The following is a 17745-nucleotide window of genomic DNA, read 5'->3' as shown; positions in this document are numbered from 1 at the left end:
GAGACCTCCAGAGTCTGACTATTGCCATACATAGTCAACCAGGTTCGCGACGCGATGATTCCCGCGTCGGCGGACCGAAACCGTGGTCGGATCGGCGACCCATCGTCAGTACTGTGACGAGAGTGATCCGAAAACTCGCTGCCAATGCAGCAACCAGCACCGTCGGAGCCTTCACCTCGGGTCTGGCCGCGACGGGGGTACCGGCGGGCCGGGCGTTCGGGGCCTCGCCGGAGGCGATCGCGCCGCACATCGCGTCCTCGCCGAACCAGACCGACGGATCCTTCGCGAACCGAGAACCGGCGTCACCGATCACCCCGAGTGCGGGCAACACCCGCGACATGCTGCGTGAGCGCCGTCGGGGTCAGCCCCGGGGCATCGTTCCGGTGCGCACCCCGCACTTCGAGACCACCGTCGGCGCGCTCGCGGTGACGTGGCTGGGCCACGCGACTTCGCTCATCGAGATCGACGGCAGGCGGGTGCTCACCGATCCCGTGCTCTCCAAACGGTGTTCGCCGTCGCAGGTGGTCGGCCCGGCGCGACTGCATCGCGCGCCGTGCACGGCGGCCGACCTGCCCCCGATCGACGTCGTGCTGCTCAGTCACGACCACTACGACCACCTCGACATGGCGACGGTTGTCGAGATCGCGCGGCGTCAGCCCGACGCGCACTTCGTCGCCCCGGTCGGTGTCGGCGCACACCTGGAGTACTGGGGTATCAAGGCGGGCCGCATCTCCGAGAGCGACTGGGGTGGTCAGGTCACCCACCTCGACCTGACCTTCGACTGCCTTCCGGCGCGGCACTTCTCGGGTCGCGGACTGGTCCGCAACCTCACCCAGTGGGCCAGCTGGGGCATCCACGGACCGTCGCACGACGCGTTCTTCACCGGCGACACCGGCTTCACCGAGGCCTATGCCGACTCGGCCCAGAGGACCGGACCCTACGAGCTCACGCTGGTCCCCATCGGGGCGTACGGGGAGTTGTGGCCCGACATCCATGTCAACCCCGAGGAGGGTGTGCAGCTGCACCGTTTTCTCGCCGGGTCGTCGCTGTCGGACTCGCTGATGGTGCCCATCCACTGGGCGACGTTCAATCTCGCGATACATCCGTGGGACGAGCCGGTGACCCGCATGCTCACCGCCGCCGACGCCGCATCCGCTGAGGTCGCGACGCCGGCGCCGGGGGCGCGGATCGACGTCGTCGCCCGAACCGGGCCGGGGATCGCCGATCAGACCTGGTGGGAGGACGTCGGCTGAGTTCCGGTGGTCGTCGCGAAATCGGACATGTCGCCCGCGCGGCTAGACTGGCGACCAACCGAACACCACCACGACGAACAGGGGTCGACATGGATTTCAAGCAGCTCGCCAACAAGGCCAAGACGGCCATCAGCAAGAACTCGCAGTACATCGACAAGGGTGCTCAGGCCGTCGACAAGGCGACCAAGGGCAAGTACACCAGCCAGGTGAACAAGGGTCGCGACGCCGCCAAGGACGCAGCCCGCAAGCTGGGCGACCAGCCGAAGTAGGCACACCCATCATCGGCAACCGGTCGGCGCGTCCGGCGTCGGCGGTCATCGTCGCGATGATCGCGGCCCTGGCGCTCGGATGTTCGACATCCGCGCCGACCGGTTCGTCGGACTCGTCGGGCGGCCGATCGTCGCCGGGGCAGTCGTCCTCTGGGCCCTCGTCCTCCGCGTCGTCGTCGTTGCCGCCGGCCCCGGTGGGTGACGCGCGCGGTGAGATCCTCGAACGATCGCCTCTGACGGTCGATCCCGACGGCCGTCTGGCCGGCGAGAACATCTCGCGTGTGGTCTACCGCTCGACAGCCGGATACGCGCCGGGTGACCCGACCGGCAGCTTCGGTACCCGCGTGTCGGGATACGTGGCGGTGCCGTCGGGAACCCCTCCGCCGGGTGGATGGCCGATCGTCGCGTTCGGTCACGGCACCACCGGCACCGCATCGAACTGCGGGCCATCCGGGTATCCGGACCTGCTCGGTGAGACCTCCACCGTCGCAACGCTGCTCGACGACGGTTACGTCGTCGCCGCGTCGGATTATCAGGGCCTCGGTGAGTCCGACGTCCCGCATCCGTACCTGAACTCGCGGACCATCGCCTACAACATGATCGACATGGTGCGCGCCGCCCGAGAGATGGTGCCGCAGGCGGGAACCCGATGGGCCGCGATCGGTAGCTCCCAGGGCGGCCAGGCCGCGTGGGCATCAGCCGAACACGCGACCGACTACGGAACCGGCCTCGAGTTCGTCGGCGCCGCAGCCCTCGCCCCGGCCGCCGATGTCGCGCCCATCGCCGACGGCGCCGATGCGCAACCCTATGTCGCACCGCGGTTCACGCAGATCCAGATGGCGTTCATCCCACTCATCGTCGACGGTCTGCGTGCGGTGTACCCCGATTTCCCGGTGAGCGACTACATGCGTGGGGCGTTGGCGGCGGGCGCATCCGACCTGACGTCCTGCGGCCCGGGCAGCTCGTTCCGGAAGTTCTCCGCCATCACCAAGGTCCAGCCGGGTGATGCGACCATCGCCTCGGCCGATGCGTTACGACGACTCCATGACATGCTCCTCGTCGACTCGCTGCCCCAACGACGTTCGGCCGGACCGCTGTTCGTCGGGTACGGCGACGCCGATCAGATCATCACCCCGGCGTGGACCGCGGCCGCCGTCCGCCGAGCCTGCGCGATGGGCGACACGCTGTCGCTGTCGGTGGCGCAGGGCAAGGGCCACACCAACACCGGACTGACGCCGAGCGCGATCGCCTGGATCGGCAACCGCTTCGCGGGCGATCCCGCGCCCTCCACCTGCTCGCGCTGATACGCCAGTTGGGCACGTAAACCCATCAGTTGGGCACGTACGTGCGCTGATTGGGCATCGACTGCCCAACCAACGGACTTACGTGCCCAACTGGCGTACTTATGTGCCCAACTGGGGTGTTTACGTGCCCAACTGGCGGGGTCAGGCGGGGTCGGGGTCGTGGTGGGTGCGGCCGAGAACGGCGACCACCGGATCGAGCCAGGTGTCGGCGACACGGCGCACCAGGTAGGTGGTCAACGACTCGTCCATGTCGTCGACGGGCAGCACCGCGTACTCGGCGCGGTCCACCGACAGCACCGCCTCCGACTCCAATGGCACGATCGTGAACGCCGCGGTGCTGCGCAGGAACAACAGCAACCCGCTGGTGTCGGTGAAGCTCGCCCCGGCATCGACCACCGCGCCCGCGGCGGCCAGCCGATCGGTACGACCGGCGCCGAGATCCCAGTGACGAGGCCCCTGGATGTAGCGCAGTCCCCGCAGGTCGGCCATCGACAGCGACGTCCGGCCGGGGAACCGGGTCGCGTCGACCACGGCCCCGAGCGGCTCGCTGTAGAGCACCCGCGTCGACAGCCGTTCGTCGGTGGTGCCCACGTGCGCGATGGCGATGTCGATGGAACTGCTCAGCAACGCCGACTCCATCTGCAGCGACGGCATCTGTCGGATGGTGAACGAGAACGACGCGTCGAGGCCGCGGATCGCGTCGGTCAGTGCGCGACGGTGCCGGGGGTTGAGGACATCGGGGACGGCAAGTCGGACGTCGGTGCGACCGATCTCGGGTCCGATGAGGGTGGGGATGGCGTCGAAGTCGGCGACCACGGACGACGCCAGCGGAAGCAGCGCCTCGCCCGCCGGGGTCAGCTTGGTGTGATGCGTCGACCGTTCGAACAGGGGAGTGCCGAGTTCGTGTTCGAGCGTCCGGATGCGCTGACTGAGCGGTGGCACCGACATGTTCAGCGACCGGGCCGCGCGCGTGAAGTTCAGTTCACGGGCGACGGCCAGGAAGTACCGCAGGTGATGCATCTCCACAGCTGAGCAGCGTAGCCCTGGTGTTATCGCTGTGGACACACCGATCTGAGTCAGTCGGTAATTCCCTTACTCCCGGTAACGACCTACCGTCGAAGACATGAGCAACACGGAAGCCACGAGCAACACAGCAGACACCGCCACCACGGCCGGCACCACCGCGCAGAACGCCGGTCCCCTCGCCGGAGTCACCGTCATCGACATCTCCACCGTCGTGATGGGCCCGTACGCGACCCAGATCCTCGGCGATTTCGGCGCCGACGTGATCCGCATCGAGCCGCCCTTCGACACCGCCCGGCAGTCACCGGCCAACACCGGTCGCAACCCCGGCATGGCCCCGCTCTACATGCAGGTCAACCGCAACAAGCGCAGCGTCGCGATCAACCTCAAGGACCCGAAGGGGCTCGAGGACCTGTTCGCGCTGCTCGCCGACGCCGACGTGCTCGTGACCAACATGCGCGCCGCCGCGCTCGACCGCCTCGGGCTCGGTTACGACGCATTGCACGAGCGCTTCCCGCACCTCGTCTACGCACACGCGCAGGGCTTCGCACCCACCTCGTCGCAGGGCAACCGCCCCGCCTACGACGAGGTCATCCAGGCCGTGTCCGGGTTGGTCAGCCTGCAGGACCGCGCAGGCGGCTCGCTGCAGTTCATGCCGACCTTCATCGCCGACAAGACCGCGGGCCTGTACCTGCTCAACGGTGTCCTCGCCGCGCTGTACCACCAGCTACGGACCGGGCAGGGCCAGCACGTGCAGCTCGCCATGGCCGACGCGATGATCGCGGTGAACATGGTCGAGCACATGGCCGGCGACGTCTTCGTCCCCGCCGCCGGCGATGTCGGGAACCCGTTGAGTCTCACCGGCGCCCACGCCGCCATGCGCACCGCCGACGGTGGCGCCATCGCCGCGGTGCCCTACACCAACGAGGCCGTGCGCAAGCTGCTCATCGGCGCCGGGCTGACCGAGGACGCCGCCGATCCCGCGTGGCTGTCGCCGACCATCGACCGCCCGACGTTCACCGCGGGCATCGAGAAGGTCCTCGCCCACTCGACCGCCAAGACGACCGCGGAGTGGGAGGAGTACCTCACCGCCAACGACATGCCCTACGGCCTGGTGGTCGACATCGCCGACCTGCCGCAGGACCCGTACGTCCGGGAGGTCGGACTCATCACCGAGATGGAACACCCCACCGAGGGCACCATCCGCGTGGTGGCCAACCCCCTGCACCTCTCGCAGACCCCGACCGGCTTCTACCGGCACGCGGAGCGCGCGGGAGCCAGCACCGACGAGGTGCTCGACGCGGTCCGTACCCCCGCGACCGCCTGAACCCCGCCGCCGACCCGTTCGCCGTAATTCACGAAGGAGAACCGCCATGGACCTCGAACTCTCGAGTGCCGACATCGAATTCCGCGATCACCTGCGCGAGGTGTTCCTCGACGAGGTGCCCGCCGACATCCGCCGCCGCAGCGCACTGAACCAGACCACCCACGACGACATCGTCACCAGCCAGCGCATCCTCAACCGCCACGGTCTCGCCGTGCCGCACTGGCCCGCGCAGTGGGGCGGTAAGGGCTGGACCGCGACGCAGTCGCACATCTACGGATCGGAACTGCAGCGCGCGGCCGTGCCGCAACCGCTCGCGTTCAACGTGTCGATGGTCGGCCCGATCATCGCCGAGTTCGGCAGTGAGGAGCAGAAGCAGAAGTTCCTGCCTGCGACCGCGAACCTGGACATCTGGTGGTCACAGGGCTTTTCCGAGCCCGAGGCCGGCTCCGACCTCGCCTCGCTCAAGACCACCGCACGGCGTGACGGCGACGTCTACGTCCTCAACGGGCAGAAGACCTGGACCACTCTCGGGCAGTATGGGGACTGGATGTTCGTCCTCGCCCGGACGAACCCCGAGGCCGCCCGCAAACAGCAGGGCATCTCGTTCCTGCTCCTCGACCTGACCACACCCGGAATCGAGCGCCGACCGATCACCCTGGTCGACGGCAGCGCGGAGGTCAACGAATTCTTCTTCGACAACGTCGTCATCCCCGCCGAGAACCTCGTCGGGGAGGAGAACATGGGCTGGACCTACGCCAAGTTCCTGCTCGGCAACGAGCGGAACAGCATCGCGCATGTCGGTACCGCCCAGCGCGTCTTCGCCGATCTCGCGGCGAGCGCGCAGACGACGCCGACCGGAACCGGGGCACTCGCGCAGGACGCGGCGTTCCGCGGTTCCATGCACGCGATCAAGACCAAGCTGCTCGCCCTGGAGGCCACCCAGCTGCGCGTGACCGGCGCCTCGGAGAACGGTGCCGCCAGCCCGGTGTCGTCGTTGCTCAAGCTCGAGGGCACGCGCACGCTGCAGGAACTGACCCGTCTGCGGATGACCGCCGCCGGAACCGACGCGGCCCTGGTGCACACCGACGGTCCGCTGCAGGCCGACGAGGCCGCGACCGCCTCGGCCACCCAGTACCTGAACCTGCGCAAGCTGTCGATCTTCGGTGGCTCTAACGAGATCCAGCGCGGCGTCATCGCCAAAACCATCCTGAATCTCTGACCAATGTGGGTCTGTAGACCACCCCGGCCCGACGACCACTCCACCCACTCCATGGAAGGGGTCACCACCATGAACCTCGATCTGAACGACGACCAACAACTACTCTTCGACACCGTGCACGCCGCAGTCGGACGTGACTACGGCACCGGCGGCCGCGCAGCCGCCACGTCCACCGAACTCGGCTGGAATCAACGTGTCTGGGACACCCTCGCCGAGATGGGCCTGATCGGGCTGACCATCGCCGACGAGCACGGCGGCTCCGGCGCCGGACCGGTGGAGCTCTACGCCACCCTCGAGGCCATCGGTCGCCACGCCGCCACCGAGCCGCTGCTCGACGGCGTGGTGCTGCCCGCCTGGCTGATCGCCGCGCTCGGAACCCCCACGCAGGCCAAGGAACTCCTCGGTGCGCTCGCCGCGGGCGAGTTCACCGTGGCTGTCGCACACGCCGAACCCACCCGCGCGTGGGACGCCGCCCCCGCGGTCACCGTGACGGTGCACGACGACGGAACCGCGACCGTGAGCGGTGTGAAATCGCCGGTGCTGCACGCTGACCAGGCCCAGAAGCTGCTGGTGACCGTCACCGACACCGACGGTAGGACCCATGTGGTGATCGTCGACTCCGACTCCGCGGGCATCACCCGCACCGACGGCCGCACCAGCGACTGGACACACGCCTCGCAGGTCGCCTTCGAGCAGACCCCGGCGGTCCTGCTCGGCGACACCCCGGAGCAGTCCGATGTGGTGGGCGCCCTGCACTCCGCGTTCGCCCAGGCCCGGATCGCCGTCACCGGTGAGGCGATCGGACTGATGGAGGCCGGTCTGACCCAGACGGTCGACTACCTCAAGAGCCGCAAGCAGTTCGGCGTCCCGCTGTCGTCGTTCCAGGCGCTCGTGCACCGCGCCGCCGACCTCTACGCGCAGGTCGAGCTCGCCCGGTCGATGGCGCTGCGGGCCACCGCCGTCGCCGAGGCGGTCACCGCCGAGAACACGGAGGGTGTCGACCTCCGCGAGACCGCCGACGACGCGTTCGTCTACGTCTGCGACGCAGCCACCACGGTCGCCGAGGAGATCATCCAGCTGCACGGCGGCATCGGCATGACCTACGAGTCCGAGGTCGGCCACCACGCGGCGCGTCTCATCGGCCTCACCGCCGGCTTCGGTGGGGTGTCGGCCGCACGCCGACGCGCCGTCGCCTCCGACACCGTCCTGCGAGCACCGAGCGCGCTGCTCAACAACGCCGATGCCGTCCACGCCTGAGAGGTCGATCATGTTCAACCATCTGTTGGTTCTCGACATCGTGGGCGCCGCTGTGCGCCGGATCGATCTCGACGGCACGGTGAGCACCGTGGTCGCCGAGACCGGTTCGGCCCCCGACGGCATCGTCTCGGACCCTGCGGGTGACCGCATCTGGTGGACCCTGATGGGTCGTCCCCGTCGTGGCGCGTCGGAAGCGGATTTCACCGAGCGCAACGGTGGCCTCCGATCGGCGCGGGTCGACGGCACCGACGTCACCACCGTCGTCGCCGACGGAGACATCACGACCGGCAAGCAACTCGCGATCGCCGGCGGATTCCTCTACTGGTGTGACCGTGAGGGCGGCCGCGTCAGCCGATCGCGGCTCGACGGGACCGATCTCATCGATCTGATTGTCACGAAGCGTGATCCGGCGACCGGGCTCGTGGCGATCGAGGACCAGTGCGTCGGGATCGCCGTCGACGCGACCGCCGGCCTGCTCTACTGGACGCAGAAGGGGCCGTCGAAGGGCGACGCCGGGCGGATCTTCCGCGCCGGCATCGACATCCCCGACGGCGAGACCGCGGAGTCCCGCACCGACATCGAGACCCTGTGGTCGGGTCTGCCCGAGCCCATCGACCTGTGGATCGACGCAGCATCGGACACCCTGTTCTGGACCGATCGAGGGGCTGCCCCGCGCGGCAACACCCTCAACTGCGCACAGGTCCCGGAAGCCGGGACCACCGCGCCCACACCGACCATCCTGGCCGACGATTTCGCCGAGGCCATCGGCCTCGCCGTCGACACCGACGCCGGAATCGCCTACGTGACCGCGCTCGACGGCACCGTTCGCGCGGTGCCCACCCGCTCCGATGCGCCCGCCGAACGTGTCGTCGCGTCGGTTCCGGGCAGTGCCTTCACCGGGATCGTGGGGATCGGATCATGAACGCGGAGAACACCACACCGACCATCGCGATCGTCGGCGCCGGCGTCATCGGACTGTCCTGGGCCCGTCTGGCCGACGCCCACGGCTGGACCGTGGCGATCACCGACCCCCGACCCGACCTCGCCGAGATCGTGGCCGCCGCCTTCCCGGATTCGGCAACCGTGCGCGCCGCTGCCGACCTCGCCGACGCCGTCTCCGACGCAGATCTGGTGCAGGAGAACGGCCCCGAACGCCTGCCGATGAAACAGCAACTGTTCGCAGACATCGGTGCGGCCGCCCGCGGCGACGCCGTGCTGGCGACCTCGAGCTCGTCGATCACCGCCTCGGAGATCGCCGTGGACCTCGACGCCGACGTCGCGGCGCGGGTGCTCGTCGGGCACCCCTTCAACCCGCCCGAGCTGATGCCGCTGGTGGAGGTCCTGCCCGGGACGCGCACGGCGTCGACGACCACCGACGGCGCCGTCGCGCTCTATCGCGCACTGGACCGGGAGCCCGTCGTCATCGGCACGGAGCTACCCGGGTTCGTCGCGAACCGGCTGCAGGCGGCCATCTCCCGTGAGGCGCGCTATCTGGTGCAGACGGGGGTCGTCTCGCCCGCCGACCTCGACACCATCCTGCGAAACTCGCTCGGCCTGCGGTGGGCCACCATCGGCCTGTTCGAGGGCAACGTCCTCGGCGGCGGGCCGGGCGGTATCCGACACCTGCTCGCGGGTGTCGGTGCGCAGACCGGCGGCATCGAACCCGGTGTCCCGGCGACCGACCCCGACGCCATGGAACGACTCGTCGACGCGGTCGAGGCGACCTACGGGACCGGCGAGGAGGTCTACGCCGAACTCGCTGCTCGCCGCGACCGACGCACCCGGGCCGTTCTCGCCGCACTCGCCGACACCGACGGGGAATCCACGACGCGCTGAGATACCGCCACCGGCCGATGGCGCTCGACCGAATATGGTGAGCGCATGGCCTCAGTGAGCGACAGTGTCGACGTCCCCCTTACCCCCGACGTCGCGTGGAAGTACGTGTCCGACCTCTCCCGCTTCGACGAGTGGCTGACCATCCACGACGGATGGCGCAGCGACGTCCCGAAGTCCGAGGACCTGAAGAAGGGCCTCAAGATCTCGTCGGTCGTGGCGGTCAAGGGCACCCGCGTGCGGTTCGAGTGGACCGTCGACAAGTTCGATCCCCCGAAGCAGGTGAGCCTGAAGGGCAAGGGCAAGGGCGGGGTGAAGGTCGACCTCACCCTCGCGGTGACCGAGTCGGGCTCCGGATCGACGGTGAAGTTCGACCTCGACCTCGGTGGTCTGCCGATGATCGGCCCCGCGGGCAAGGCCGCCGCGAAACTGGTCCATTCGGACCTGCACGCGTCGCTGGCCAAGTTCACGCAGGTCTTCGCCGAGTGACGTCCCTGCACTACGACTTCTGCGCATCCACGGCGGAGTTTCAGCAGGTCCTCGCCGGATAGCCCCGTGCACTAGGATCCGGTCGATACCGCACAGTTTTCCGGTGCGACGACGACAGGGGAGACATGGGACGGCACACCGCCGACGGATCGTCCGCCGACGGGGCCCCGTCGGGCACTCGCCACGACACCGCCCGGGGGGACACCCGACGCCGCCGCCGCCGCGGATGGGTGGTCCTCGCCCTCGTGGTCGTCGCGGCGCTCGTCGCCGGTGGTGTCGTGTGGGCGACGGTCCTGCGTGACAGCGGACCCGACTGCGCCACGCGCACCGACATCTCCATCGCCGCCGATCCGTCCATGACCTCGGCGCTCAAAGCCGTTGCGCCACAAGCGTCGGCGGACTCCTGCTACGACTTCGCCATCGCGGCCGCCTCGGGTGCCCGGATCCCCGGGGAACTGACCCGTGGCGACCAGGCGCCCGATCTGTGGGTGGCCGACTCGACCGGCCGCGCGACCACCGTCACCACACAGGTCGGCGTCCCCACCGACATCGTCGTCCCATCGGTCGCGACGTCGCCGGCCGTGGTCGCGGGGACCGCGGTGCCCGCGCTGACGAACTGGGTCGAGGTGATGAAGCTGCCCAACCTGCGCATCGGCAGCCCGCTGGACTCGTCCACCGGTGACGCCCCGATCGTCGGTGCGCTCGCCGCGGTCGAGAAGGGGACGCTCACCGCCAAGGAAATGAGCGACGCGATGACGATCCTCGCCATCCAGCAGGGCAACCTGCGCGCCGACGACGACAGCGAGGCCAACCGGCTGGCGCTGGCCAACGCCTCGGCCACCCCGGTCGTCACCACCGAGCAGGAGTTCGTGTCGTTCGCGCGCGCGAATCCGACGACGAAGCTCACCGCGACGATCCCGACGGCGGGCACGACGCTGCTCGACTACCCGATGCTCGTCACCGCGGCCGCAGCCAAGCGCGACGTCGCCCGCACCGCGGGGGAGGAGTTCGCGCAGGCGCTCCGCTCGCAGGCCGGGACCACCGCCCTCAACGCCGCCGGTTACCGCGACCCCGCGGCCACACCGCTGACCGGCGTCGGGGTGGGCCAGGTGAACAGGATCGTGTTGAAGGATCCGTCGCAGGAGGAGAAGACGCTTCGTCAGTGGTCGGTGCTCGCCGTGCCGATCCGCACGCTGGTCGCCATGGACGTGTCGGGGTCGATGGACGAGGCGGTCGGTGACACCACGCGCGCCGACCTGCTGGTGCAGGCCGCGCTCACCGGCAACAAGCTGTTCCCGAACAACACCGAGATCGGCATGTGGTATTTCTCCATCGACAAGGGCGGTCCCGGCCAGGACTGGGTGGAGATCGCCCCGATCGCCCGCGAGGACTCCGTCCGGCCCGACGGGCAGACCCAGCGGCAGTTCCTGAACAAGCGCGCCGACGACTACCGCCAGTACGTCGGCGGTGGTACCGGGTTGTACGACACCACCCTGGCCGCCTTCCAGAAGGTGCAGGACAGCTACGACCCGAACTACTCGAACAGCGTCATCATCCTCACCGACGGTCGCAACGAGGATCCCGGAAGCGTCAGCCTGCAGACCCTGCTCGATCGTCTGAAGAAACTGCAGGACCCGGCACGTCCGGTGTTGGTCCTGACCATCGGCATCTCCGACGACGCCGACACCGACGCCCTCAAGCAGATCGCCGAGGCGACACCCGGCGGGACCAGCTACGTGGCACAGGATCCGCGTGACATCCCGACCGTTCTGATCGACGCCGTCCAGGCCCGCGTCGCCGCGGCCGGACGGTGACCGCCCCGCCTCGCTGAGCGGGACCAATCCACGCGCCGCCCCACTACGAAGTACTCCCGGTAACAGGTTCTCGCCACCGAGCGAACACCGGATATCGATCGAGTGCCGACGAGGAGGGAAACGCGTGCCCACCCTGGCAGCAGACACCGCTCACGTCGCGGTCTACGTCGAGCTCGACGGCACCCTCGACCGGGACGCGCTCACCGCGGCCCTGCGCGATGTGGTCACGCGGGTCGGCGCGACCCCGAGCGCCGCGGCCCCGATCATCACCCTCGACACCCTCGATCTGAGTGCACAGGACCGACCCCGTGCGGCCGCGGTGCGGTGGATGGAGTCGTTCGACCACGTCGTCGCGGGCGCCGCCCCGGACATCGCCGCCCACCTCATCGACATCGGCCCCGGCGCCCAGATCCTGCACCTGAGCGGGCGGCCAACCACCGCCGACGGGTCCCCGGGCGTGCGGCTGCTCCACCACCTCGCCGTCGCCTACAGCGCCCGGGTGAACGGCGACGCCCCGCGTCGGGAGAGCGCACGCAGGCGTCCGACACACCGCGACATCCCCGCCGCCGCCCTGGACTTCTGGACCACCGACCTCGACCCGATCCCGGCGCCGACGAGCCTGTCGCACCGGCCGCACCCCGCTCCGTCGACCGCCGGATCGTCGTCGGTGCTGACCGAGACGCGCACCATGTCGGTGTCGGCCTCCGGCGAGCTGCGATCGGCCGCCGCCGCCGCGGGTGCCCGAGTCGAGACGATCGTCGTCGCCGCGGTCGCCGGATACGTGACCGGACTGTGCCGCTCGGATGAGGTCCTGATCGGTCTCCCGGCGATCGTCGCGCCCACCGCCGATCGCGCCCCCACCGCCGATCGCGCCCCCACCGCCGTGACCCTCCCGCTGCGCCTGGCCGCGACCCCGCACACCACCGTCGCCGATGCCGTCGCCGCGACCGGCTCACGTATCGACGAGGCCCGCGCGCACAGCGCCGGTTGGCGCAACCACCCGCTGCGCGAACTGCTCGCCGCGGCACCGGCGGGCCAGGGGCCGGTCGTCAACGTGATCCCGTCCCTCGGTCCGGTGCGTTTCGCCGATGTCGACGGCGACGTGTTCGTCCTGTGCGGCGGACCGATCGACGACCTGCGCGTCAACGTCTACGAATCGCGCGACGAGCGGATCCGGGTGGACCTCGAAGCTCATCCCGACCGTTACCTTCGCGCGGAACTGCGCGCGCACCACGCCCGTTTCCTCGACTACCTGTCCCGGTTCATCGCTGCGTCGGCGACGACCCGGCTCGCCACGCTCGATGTGATCAGCATGGCCGAGCACATCGAGGTCGTCGACGAACCCAACGCGACCGACGTCCTGATGCCCCCGGCGACGGTCACCGAGCTCATCGAGATGGGAATGGCGCGCGACCACGACCGGGCCGCCGTGACCGGCGACGGCGCACCCGTCGACGTGCTCACGCACGGTGAACTCGACTGCCGCGCCAACCAACTGACCCGGGTGCTGCTGGCCGCCGGGGTGGGTCCGGAGAGCGTGGTCGGTGTGATGACCGCCGACCGCGTCGCCGGGATCACCGCGATGCTCGCGGTCCTGCGTGCCGGCGGTGCGGTACTGCCCCTGGACCCCACGCACCCCGCGACCACCATCGCGCACCGGATAGCCGGCGCCCGACCCATGTGCGTGGTCACCGATCGTGTCCTCGACGACGTCGTCGGGGACGCCGACGACGCTGTGTGGCCCGGCGAACCCACCTCGGCCACCGGCTACGACGCGATCCCCCCGTGGGTCGAGGCGATCCCGCTCGACGCCGCCGAACTCGACGAGGTTCCCGACGACCCGATCTCGGCGAGCGAACTCAACGCGCCCGGCCACCTCGGCAACCCCGTCTGGATCGCGTTCGGCGACGACGGTGCCGGTGTTGTGCTCACCCATCGCGCGGTCGCCAACCGGCTGCAGTGGCTCCAGGCGCACCGTTCGCCGACGGCCGCCGAGCAGATGTGTCTCGGCGCCGTCCCCACCACCGAATGGCTGTGGAACGCGTTGCTGCCGTTGGCCGTCGGTGCGACCATCGACCTCACCTGCGCACCGGCGGTGGAGTCCGTCCTGTCCGGACCGGCCGAGACCGCGTTCGGGGTGCTACCCCGTCGGGGCACGGCCGAGACGTCGGACGGCACCGCCGGACGGCCGGTGTGGAACACCGCCGTCTACGTGCTCGACGCGTTCCTGCGCCCGCTGCCGGTCGGTGCGATCGGCGAGGTGTACGTCGCCGGCGATCAGATCGCGCGCGGATACGTCTCCGACCCCGGCGCGAGCGCGGATCGTTTCGTCGCCAACCCGTTCCGTCCCGGTGCGCGCATGGTCCGCACCGGTGCCGCGGCTCTGCGGCGACCGGACGGCAGCATCTCCTACGTCGACACCGACCGTCTCGCGCCGATCGCACCGGATGCGGAGTCGGTCGCCACGCCGCCGCGCACCCTGGCCGAGATGGTCGCCGTCGTGGCGGGCACCGATCCCGACGCCGTGGCCGCGGTCGTCGACGACGGTGCCGACCGGACGTCGATCACCTTCCGGGAGCTCGACCGGCGGTCGAACCAGTGGGCCCGGTTGCTCATCGCCTGTGACGTCGGGCCCGAAGATGTTGTCGCCGTGGCGCTGCCACGTGGTCTCGACGCCCTGATCGCCATCTGGGCGGCGGTCAAGAGCGGGGCGGCCTTCGTCACGATCGAACCGCGTGCGGTGACCGGTCGCGGTGTCGATCCGGTCGTGCGCCAGGTGATCGCCGACTCTCGGGTCCGGTTCGGATTCGTCGATGCCGCGACCGCGCAGGACATGTCGCCCGCTGCGGGCACCGTCCGATGGATGTCGATGGACGGTGCGAGCTATCGCACGGTGGTCGCGTGCCTCAGCGTCCGGCCCATCCGCGACACCGCCCGACACGCGCGACTCGACGTCGACCACCTCGCGTACGTCGCCTACAGCGCCGCCGACGGGGCGCCCGTGCGGGGTGTCGCGGTGTCGCACCGGGTGTTGTCGATGATCGCCGACGAACAGCGCAGGCGGTGCGGCGTCGACCGGTTCTCGCGCACGCTGCACGCGACGTCGGGCGACGGGCCGATACCGGTTCTCGAGGTGCTGCTGGCCATCTCGACCGGCGCGCGGATGATCATCGCCACCGACGCCGCCCGCGACCGCGCCGACGACCTCGTCCGCGTTCTGCGCGGCGACGCGATCACCCATGCGTTCCTCGACGTCGCCACGGCGGAATCACTGTCGCCGAACGGCTTACCGGATCTGCGTGTCATGGTGGCCGGGCAGGGGCGCAGCACCCCCGAGTTGATCGGCCGGTGGACCGCCCCGGATCGTCGGGTGCTCACCGCCCTGGGCGATCCCGACGCCGCGACCGGACTCGTCGTCCTCGACCACGACCTGCGTCCGGTCCCCGCGGGCACGCCCGGCGAGCTCTACGTCACCGGGCCGGCTCTCGCGCGGGGGTTCCTGGGCAGTGCTGCGCTGACCGCCACACGGTTCGTCGCCACCCCCGCGCATCTCGGGAATGACCGCGCCGGCTCGATTCTCTACCGGACCGGAGACATCGTCACGATGTCAGCCGACGGTCGCCTGACCTACCTCGGTCGCAGCGACAGCTTCGCCTGAACCGCACTCTCCCGCAACGACCCTGTCTCCCACGACGACAAACGGCGGCGGCCGCACGCAGCGTGTGCTGCGTGACGACCACCGCCGTCGGCGATGTCGCGTCGATCAGAGGATGGTCAGCATCTCGTTGTAGGTCGGCAGCGGCCACAGGTCGTCGGCGACCAGCGACTCCAGGGTGTCGGCGGCCACGCGGACCTCGGCCATCGCCGGGATCAACGTCTCCAATGCGTACGTCGACTCCTCGAGCTCGGACTCCCCGTGGAACGCCTCGATGCCCTTCTCCAGGCTCGCCAACGAAGTGCCCAGCGCGGTGACCGCGGTGCTCAGGTCGGTCAGCAGCGGGTTGGTGGCGTCGAGTCCGGCCGCCTTGACGCTCACCGCGATGCCGGCCAGCTCACCCTGGTAGCGCAGGGCGGCCGGCAGGATCATGGTCTTGGCGATCTCGGCGGTCTCCTTGGCCTCCACGAGGATCGTCAGCGCGTACTGCTCGAGTATGACGTCCTTGCGCGCCTCGAGCTCGCGTGCGGAGAGGACCCCGTACTTCTCGAACAGGTCCTCGTTCTCCTTCTCGGCCATGAACGGGACGGCGTCGACGGTGGTGCGCAGGTTCTTCAGACCGCGGGCGGCCGCCTCCTCCTGCCACGCGTCGGCGTAGCCGTCGCCGTTGAAGATGACCGCGCCGTGATCGGTGATGACCTTCTGCAGGACGGTCTGCACGGCGGCGTTGAACTCGGTGCCGTCGGCGGTCAGGGTCTCCAGCTCGGTGGCCAGGAAGTCGATCGAGTCGGCCAGGATCGTGTTGATCGCGACCATCGGATCCGAGATCGACTGGTTCGAGCCGGGCGCGCGGAACTCGAACCGGTTGCCGGTGAACGCGAACGGGCTGGTGCGGTTGCGGTCGCCCGGGTCGGCCTTCATCGGGGGCAGGCTGTCGACGCCGAGTTCGAGCACACCCGACTCCTTGGACTCGGTGGCGCCGCCCTTGGCGATCTGATCGAACACGTCCATCAGCTGCTCGCCGAGGAAGATCGAGATGATCGCCGGGGGAGCCTCGTTCGCGCCCAGGCGGTGATCGTTGCTCGCCGAGGCGACCGAGGCGCGCAGCAGACCGCCGTACTTGTGCACGCCGCGGATGATGGCCGCGCAGAACACCAGGAACTGCACGTTCTCGTGCGGGGTGTCGCCGGGGTTGAGCAGGTTGCCCTGGTTGCTGTTGCCCAGCGAGAAGTTGACGTGCTTGCCCGAGCCGTTGACACCGGCGAACGGCTTCTCGTGCAGCAGACAGGTCATACCGTGGTTCTCGGCGACCTTCTTCATGATGGTCATCATCAGCTGCTGGTGGTCGTGGGCGAGCACCGAACGCTCGAACACCGGGGCCAGCTCGAACTGGCCGGGGGCGACCTCGTTGTGGCGGGTCTTCGACGGGATGCCGTGCTTGAACAGCTCGCGATCCAGATCGATCATGAAGCCCAGCACGCGGTCGGGGATCGCGCCGAAGTAGTGGTCGTCGAACTCCTGACCCTTGGACGGCTTGGCGCCGAACAGGGTTCGCGAGGTGGTCATGATGTCGGGGCGTGCGTAGTAGAAGTGCTCGTCGATCAGGAAGTACTCCTGCTCGGCGCCGGCGTAGGACACCACGGTGTCGACGTCGTTGTGGCCGAACAGCTTCAGCAGACGCATGGCCTGCTTGCTCATCGCCTGCTGGCTGCGCAGCAGCGGGGTCTTCTTGTCGAGGGCCTCACCGGTCCACGAGATGAACACCGTCGGGATGCACAGCGTGTTGCCCGCGGGGTTCTCCAGGATGTACGCGGGGCTGGTGACATCCCAGCCGGTGTATCCACGGGCCTCGAACGTGCCGCGCAGACCACCGTTGGGGAAGCTCGACGCGTCGGGCTCGCCCTGCAGCAGGGTCTTTCCCTGGAACTCGGCGAGCGATGCGCCGGACGCGTCGGGTTCGAGGAACGAGTCGTGCTTCTCGGCGGTGAAACCGGTCAGGGGGTAGAAGACGTGCGCGTAGTGCGACGCGCCCTTCTCGATGGCCCAGTCCTTCATGGCGTTGGCGACGACGTCGGCGATGGTCGGGTCGAGGGCGATGCCCTCGTCGATCGTGGCCGAGATCTTCTTGAACACGCTCTTGGGCAGGCGATCCTTCATGGCCGACTTGTCGAACACGTTGACCCCGAAGAGTTCGGCGAGCGGCGCCTGCGCCGTGGCGCACTCCGGCGTGCTGTGGGCCGTCACGGCCTTGATCGCCTCACGGCGGGAAATGCTGCCACTCATGCGTAACTCCTGGATTCCG

At 69.4% G+C, this 17745-nt stretch carries 14 protein-coding genes; 12 read left to right on the top strand and 2 right to left on the bottom strand.

Features of this window, described 5'->3' with window-relative positions; genetic code table 11:
* Positions 1–122: 122 nt before the first annotated feature.
* The 4 genes from IEV93_RS16575 (at position 123) to IEV93_RS16565 (ending at position 2826) form a co-directional block, all read left to right on the top strand.
* On the top strand, positions 123–1253 hold the full coding sequence (locus tag IEV93_RS16575; protein ID WP_229705247.1) for an MBL fold metallo-hydrolase: 1131 nt from the start codon (positions 123–125) through the stop codon (positions 1251–1253).
* 89 nt (positions 1254–1342) lie between these two features.
* Positions 1343–1522 (top strand): antitoxin, encoded by a 180-nt coding sequence (locus IEV93_RS16570; RefSeq protein WP_188491057.1) that lies wholly within the window; start codon positions 1343–1345, stop codon positions 1520–1522.
* A gap of 79 nt (positions 1523–1601) precedes the next feature.
* Positions 1602–1724 carry a hypothetical protein gene (locus IEV93_RS22610; protein WP_268237504.1) on the top strand — a complete coding sequence of 41 codons (123 nt, stop codon included), beginning with the start codon at positions 1602–1604 and terminating at the stop codon, positions 1722–1724.
* Positions 1717–2826: a lipase family protein gene (locus tag IEV93_RS16565; protein WP_188491056.1), complete on the top strand. Its 1110-nt coding sequence runs from the start codon at positions 1717–1719 to the stop codon at positions 2824–2826. The genes IEV93_RS22610 and IEV93_RS16565 overlap by 8 nt, the downstream gene beginning before the upstream one ends.
* Positions 2827–2967: 141 nt before the next feature.
* On the opposite strand, the gene IEV93_RS16560 is transcribed toward IEV93_RS16565, so the two are convergent.
* Entirely contained in the window at positions 2968–3846 is an 879-nt protein-coding gene (locus IEV93_RS16560) for a LysR family transcriptional regulator (protein WP_229705318.1), read from the bottom strand.
* 103 nt (positions 3847–3949) lie between these two features.
* On the opposite strand from IEV93_RS16560, the gene IEV93_RS16555 reads away from it, so the two are divergent.
* The 8 genes from IEV93_RS16555 (at position 3950) to IEV93_RS16520 (ending at position 15446) form a co-directional block, all read left to right on the top strand.
* Positions 3950–5176: a CaiB/BaiF CoA transferase family protein gene (locus IEV93_RS16555; protein ID WP_188491054.1), complete on the top strand. Its 1227-nt coding sequence runs from the start codon at positions 3950–3952 to the stop codon at positions 5174–5176.
* A gap of 46 nt (positions 5177–5222) precedes the next feature.
* Positions 5223–6395 carry an acyl-CoA dehydrogenase family protein gene (locus IEV93_RS16550; protein WP_188491053.1) on the top strand — a complete coding sequence of 391 codons (1173 nt, stop codon included), beginning with the start codon at positions 5223–5225 and terminating at the stop codon, positions 6393–6395.
* 69 nt (positions 6396–6464) lie between these two features.
* Complete coding sequence (locus IEV93_RS16545; RefSeq protein WP_188491052.1) at positions 6465–7652, top strand: acyl-CoA dehydrogenase family protein; 1188 nt, start codon at positions 6465–6467, stop codon at positions 7650–7652.
* A gap of 10 nt (positions 7653–7662) precedes the next feature.
* Positions 7663–8574: a hypothetical protein gene (locus tag IEV93_RS16540; RefSeq protein ID WP_188491051.1), complete on the top strand. Its 912-nt coding sequence runs from the start codon at positions 7663–7665 to the stop codon at positions 8572–8574.
* Complete coding sequence (locus IEV93_RS16535; RefSeq protein WP_188491050.1) at positions 8571–9488, top strand: 3-hydroxyacyl-CoA dehydrogenase NAD-binding domain-containing protein; 918 nt, start codon at positions 8571–8573, stop codon at positions 9486–9488. The genes IEV93_RS16540 and IEV93_RS16535 overlap by 4 nt, the downstream gene beginning before the upstream one ends.
* A gap of 45 nt (positions 9489–9533) precedes the next feature.
* Positions 9534–9974, top strand: a complete 441-nt coding sequence (locus tag IEV93_RS16530; protein WP_188491049.1) for a type II toxin-antitoxin system Rv0910 family toxin — start codon at positions 9534–9536, stop codon at positions 9972–9974.
* Between the two features lie 125 nt (positions 9975–10099).
* Positions 10100–11788, top strand: coding sequence for a substrate-binding domain-containing protein (locus tag IEV93_RS16525; RefSeq protein WP_188491048.1), 1689 nt, complete (start codon positions 10100–10102; stop codon positions 11786–11788).
* Between the two features lie 124 nt (positions 11789–11912).
* Positions 11913–15446 carry an AMP-binding protein gene (locus IEV93_RS16520; protein WP_188491047.1) on the top strand — a complete coding sequence of 1178 codons (3534 nt, stop codon included), beginning with the start codon at positions 11913–11915 and terminating at the stop codon, positions 15444–15446.
* Positions 15447–15551: 105 nt separating this feature from the next.
* Here IEV93_RS16520 and IEV93_RS16515 read toward each other — a convergent pair whose 3' ends face one another.
* Positions 15552–17726, bottom strand: coding sequence for a glutamine synthetase III family protein (locus IEV93_RS16515; protein WP_188491046.1), 2175 nt, complete (start codon positions 17724–17726; stop codon positions 15552–15554).
* Positions 17727–17745 lie beyond the last annotated feature (19 nt).

Origin of the sequence: Williamsia phyllosphaerae (genome assembly GCF_014635305.1) — a bacterium.
Lineage (GTDB): Bacteria > Actinomycetota > Actinomycetes > Mycobacteriales > Mycobacteriaceae > Williamsia_A > Williamsia_A phyllosphaerae.
The sequence above is the reverse complement of the archived record's forward strand: the minus strand, read 5'-3'. Positions and strand labels throughout refer to the sequence as shown.